This window comes from Micromonospora globispora (genome assembly GCF_003857015.1).
In the GTDB taxonomy this organism is placed as follows: Bacteria; Actinomycetota; Actinomycetes; order Mycobacteriales; family Micromonosporaceae; genus Micromonospora; species Micromonospora globispora.
Genome location: NZ_QGGF01000066.1, coordinates 1 through 4,775 on the forward strand (window position 1 = coordinate 1; position 4,775 = coordinate 4,775).

The 4,775-nt window shown below is 73.5% G+C and carries 5 protein-coding genes; 3 read left to right on the forward strand and 2 right to left on the reverse strand.

From position 1 onward, the window contains the following. Both DKL51_RS02165 and DKL51_RS02170 read left to right on the forward strand, forming a co-directional pair. Positions 1-1,597, forward strand: a 1,597-nt coding sequence (locus DKL51_RS02165; RefSeq protein ID WP_124811662.1) for a WG repeat-containing protein, incomplete at its 5' end; no start/stop codon positions are given. A gap of 112 nt (positions 1,598-1,709) precedes the next feature. Then, positions 1,710-2,708 carry an aldo/keto reductase family protein gene (locus tag DKL51_RS02170; protein ID WP_109946534.1) on the forward strand — a complete coding sequence of 333 codons (999 nt, stop codon included), beginning with the start codon at positions 1,710-1,712 and terminating at the stop codon, positions 2,706-2,708. Between the two features lie 49 nt (positions 2,709-2,757). On the opposite strand, the gene DKL51_RS02175 is transcribed toward DKL51_RS02170, so the two are convergent. Continuing rightward, positions 2,758-3,546, reverse strand: a complete 789-nt coding sequence (locus tag DKL51_RS02175) for a site-2 protease family protein (RefSeq protein ID WP_109965128.1) — start codon at positions 3,544-3,546, stop codon at positions 2,758-2,760. Then, entirely contained in the window at positions 3,546-3,746 is a 201-nt protein-coding gene (locus tag DKL51_RS02180) for a hypothetical protein (protein WP_109946532.1), read from the reverse strand. Before DKL51_RS02180 ends, DKL51_RS02175 begins: the two co-directional genes overlap by 1 nt. 144 nt (positions 3,747-3,890) lie before the next feature. On the opposite strand from DKL51_RS02180, the gene DKL51_RS02185 reads away from it, so the two are divergent. Further along, positions 3,891-4,775 (forward strand): serine/threonine-protein kinase (locus tag DKL51_RS02185; RefSeq protein ID WP_148097706.1); only part of this gene is annotated, 885 nt, incomplete at its 3' end.

The window sequence follows — 4,775 nt, forward strand, 5'->3', positions numbered from 1 at the left end:
GCCCCCGCCAGCCCAGCAGTCCGCACCGCCCGCACCGGCTTCCGGGGTGCCGGCCCAGGAGTCGGCACCGCCCGCGCAGGTGTCCGCAGCACCCGCGCAGGTCTCCGCGCCGCCCGCGCAGGTCTCCGGACCGCCTGCCCAGGTGTCCGCACCGCCTGCGGAGCTGTCCGCGTCGGCGGCGCGGCCGGTGTCGGCGGCCCCGGCTCCGCAGGCCGAGTCCCAGCGAGATGCCGAGCCGGCCTCCGGTCCTGAGGCCGACCGGCCGGAGGAACGCCCGGAGCCGGCGCAGCCGGATCCGGAGCAGGCACTGGCCGCGTTCCGGTGGCGGTTGCACCCGCAGACGCTCCGTGAGGAGGCGCCCGAGCCGGAGGAGTTGCGGGCGGTCCGGGACCGGCTCACCGCCAAGCTGGGCGTGGCCCTGGACAACAAGAGCCGGGCCCGCCTGCTCAGCCTTCGGGCGGTGGCCGCCCGGATCCTCGGCGACCTGGACGACGCCCTGGCCGACGGCCGGCTGGCACTGACGTACGCGGAGGCGACGGGCGAGCTGCGGCGGACGGCCCTGGCGCGGGCGCGGCTCGCCCAGGTCCTGCGCTGGCGGGGCGAGCACGCGGAAGCGGACAAGCTCTTCGCCGAGGCCAACTCCCCCGAGCTGCCCGACCGGCTGCGGGCGGCGCTGCACGAGCACGCCGGCCGCTCCTGCTACGACCAGGGGCGGCTGATGGAGGCGTGCCAGCACTTCGAGCGGGCGCTGGATCTGCGCCAGGGGGACGATCCGGAGCTGGTGGCCCGTACCGAAGTGGCGCTGGACGCGGTCCGCGACCGGGCCGCGTCGGGTGGCTTCGGCCCGTGGCCGCGCAGCCGGGACGAGATCGTGCGCAGCGGGCGGTCCCCGGTGCCCACGTTCGACGAGGAGTCGCAGCGCTGGGGGTACGCCGACGCCGACGGCAACCTGGTGGTCGAGCACCTGTACGCCGAGGTGCAGCCCTTCCGCGAGGGGATGGCCTGGGTACGCCGGCCGGAGGCGTCCCGCTGGGCGCTGATCGACGAGTCCGGGGCGGCGCTGATCGAGGCGAACAACGGCTACCGGGCGGTGGGGTCCTTCTCCGAGGGGCTGGCCTGGGTGTCGATGGACGGCAAGGGCAACTGGATGGCGGTCGACCCGACCAACATCGTGCGGGTCCCGCCGGGCTTCGAGGACGTCCGACCGTTCCGGAGCGGCCTGGCGGCGGTCCGCCAGGACGGCGGCTGGGGTGCGGTCGACCGGACGGGTCAGGTCCTCGTGCCGACCCGGTACCACGGCTTCGCCACCGCCCTGGCCGACGGCCGGCACGTGGACGGCTTCACCGAGGAGGGGTTGGCCGTGGTGGAGCTGGCCGGCCGCCGCGGCGTGGTGGACCGGCACGGTCGGGTGCTGGTCGCGCCGGTGTACTCGAGCCTGGTCGTGCACCCGGTCGCCTTCCTGATCGGCGACGAGTCGGGCCGCTGGGGTGCGCGGGACCGGCGGGGCCAGCCGCTGATCGACCCGGTGCACCCGAGCCGCGCCAAGGTGGTCGCGGAGCTCGACCGGCTGCTCGCCGACGCCAGCCCGGTGCTCTGACCGGGGCGGGACCCGCTCGCCGCCGGGATGCGGGACGGCCTGCTGGCCGGGTGAGCGTCACACCGCGTCCCGCCGTCGGGTGACCATGATCGGACGGGGCTAGGGTCGGGTCATGGAATTCCGACACCTGGGCCGCTCCGGCCTGATGGTCAGCGAGATCTCGTACGGCAACTGGATCACCCACGGTTCGCAGGTCGAGGAGGACGCGGCGACCGCCTGCGTCCGGGCCGCCCTGGACACCGGCATCACCACCTTCGACACCGCCGACGTGTACGCCGGCACCAAGGCCGAGGAGGTGCTCGGCCGGGCGCTCAAGGGCGAGCGGCGCGAGGGCCTGGAGATCTTCACCAAGGTCTACTGGCCGACCGGCCCGGGCCGCAACGACCGCGGCCTGTCCCGCAAGCACATCATGGAGTCGATCAACGGCTCGCTGCGTCGGCTGCAGACCGACTACGTGGACCTCTACCAGGCCCACCGGTACGACTACAGCACCCCGCTGGAGGAGACGATGGAGGCGTTCGCCGACGTCGTGCACTCCGGCAAGGCGCACTACATCGGTGTCTCCGAGTGGAAGGCGTCGCAGATCCGGGAGGCCCACCAGCTCGCCCGCGAGCTGCGCATCCCGCTGGTCTCCAACCAGCCGCAGTACTCGATGCTCTGGCGGGTCATCGAGGCCGAGGTCATCCCCACCAGCGAGGAGCTGGGGGTCGGCCAGATCGTCTGGTCGCCGATGGCCCAGGGCGTGCTCTCCGGCAAGTACCTGCCGGGTCAGCCGCCGCCGGCCGGCTCCCGGGCCACCGACGAGAAGTCCGGCGCGAACTTCATCGCCCGGTTCATGACCGACGACGTGCTCACCCGGGTGCAGCGGCTCAAGCCGCTGGCCGAGCAGGCCGGGCTCAGCATGGCGCAGCTCGCCATCGCCTGGGTGCTGCAGAACCCGAACGTCTCCTCGGCGATCGTCGGGGCGTCCCGCCCCGAGCAGGTGCACGACAACGTCAAGGCGGCCGGCGTGAAGCTCGACGCCGACCTGCTCAAGGCGATCGACGAGATCGTCGAGCCGATCACCGAGCGCGACGCGGCGAAGACCGAGTCCCCCGCCGAGCGCCCGTGAGCCCTGCCCGGTCCGGCCGGCGCGAGCGCGTCGGCCGGGCCGGGCCGGCTCAGCCCGCCCAGAAGCGGATCAGGTGCAGCCAGTCGCGGAAGTGAACGGCCGGCAGGCCGATCAGGTCGGCCAGCCAGAAGACCGCGCCGAAGAACCAGCCGCCGATCTGCGGGCTCCACAGCAGCGCGAAGAGCATGATGAAGCCGTACGGGGCGAACAGGTCGTACATCCGGCGGTACTGCGGGCTCAGCCACGGCTGGATCATGTTGCCGCCGTCGAGACCCGGCACCGGCAGCAGGTTGAGCACGCTGGCGGTGAGCTGAAGGAACGCCAGCAGGGCCACGCCCTGCCAGAACTCGGCGGAACCCCCGGAGCCGAGCCGCACCGCGGCCACCAGCACCAGCGTGAAGAGCACGTTGGTGGCCGGGCCGGCCAGGCTGACCAGGGTGTGCCGAAGCCGGCCGGGGATCGCGTGCCGGTCCACCCAGACCGCCCCGCCGGGCAGGCCGATGCCGCCGAGCAGCACCACGATCACCGGCAGCACGATCGACAGCAGCGGGTGGGTGTACTTGAACGGGTTGAGCGTCAGGTAGCCCCGGTGCGCGATGTCCCGGTCGCCGGCCCGGAAGGCCACCACCGCGTGGGCGTACTCGTGCAGGCAGAGCGAGACCAGCCAGCCCGAGACCACGAAGAGGAAGACGTCGAACCGGACGTTGCCGTACCGCTGCCAGGCCAGCACACCGCTGGTCACGAAGAGCGCGACCAGGGCGAGGAAGACCGGGCTGGGCCGGAAGGCCGCCCGGGGCACGCCGAGCACCAGCGGCTCGCCCGGGCGGTCGTAGCTCATCACTCGGCCGGGGGCAGCAGGCTCATCCGGTAATCCACCCGGTCGTCCTCCACGAGCGCGACCGAGGTGACGCCGGACGCCGCGAGCTCCCGCCAGGTCTGGCCGATCCACGATTCGGCGTCCGCCTGGCTGGCGAACGACTCCGCCGGTCCGTTCACCGACTCGCCGTTCGTGCCCTCGTACCGCCAGCTCCACGCCATGCCGCGTCTCCCCTCGCCGCCGTCGTCCCTGGGACGGAACCTCCGCAAGCGTAGTCGGCCGGGCGGACAACGGCCCGGCCCACCGCCTCCCGGACGGATCACCGGGTGGATCAACGGGACGGGCACGGCCGGTACGGTGACGCGGTGCTGACTCAAGGAGTGGTGCTCAGCGACCGCTATCTGCTGAGCGAACGCATCGCGACCGGTGGCATGGGGGCCGTCTGGCGATGCACCGACACCCTGCTCGACCGGCAGGTCGCGGTGAAGGTGCTGCTGCCGTCTCTGGTCGCCGACCCCGAGTTCACCACCCGCTTCCACGCCGAGGCGCGGATGATGGCCGCCCTGCGGCACCCCGGCATCGTGCAGGTCCACGACTTCGGGTCGGCGACCCTCGCCGACGGCAGTCAGGTCAGCTACCTGGTGATGGAGTACGTCGACGGCGAACCGCTGACCACCTGGGTCCGCCGGGCCGGGCGGCTCGACCCGGCGTCGACGATGTCGGTGGTGGCGCAGGCCGCGCGCGCCCTGCACGTCGCGCACCTCGCCGGCATCGTGCACCGGGACGTGAAGCCGGGAAACCTGCTGGTCAAGCGGGACGGCAGCGTGGTGTTGGTGGACTTCGGCATCGCCCGGTCCACCACCATGGCCGGGATCACCGCCGCCAACATGGTGCTCGGCACCGCCTCGTACATGTCTCCCGAGCAGGCGGCCGCACAGCCCGTCTCGCCGGCCACCGACGTGTACGCCCTCGGCGCGGTCGCCTACTACTGCCTAGCTGGGCGTCCGCCCTTCGAGGGAGAGAACCCGCTGCAGGTGGCGCTGCGGCACGTCCAGGACGAGCCCGCCCCGCTGCCGGCCGGCACCCCGCCGGCGGTGATCGAGGTGGTCCGCCGGGCCCTGGCGAAGCGCCCCGGCGACCGGTACCCGAGCGCCGCCGGCATGGCCGACGCCGCCCAGGACGCCCGGGACGCGACGCTGGCCACCGTGCCGGTACCGCCCCGCCCGCCGTGGGCGGGGCGGTACCGGCAC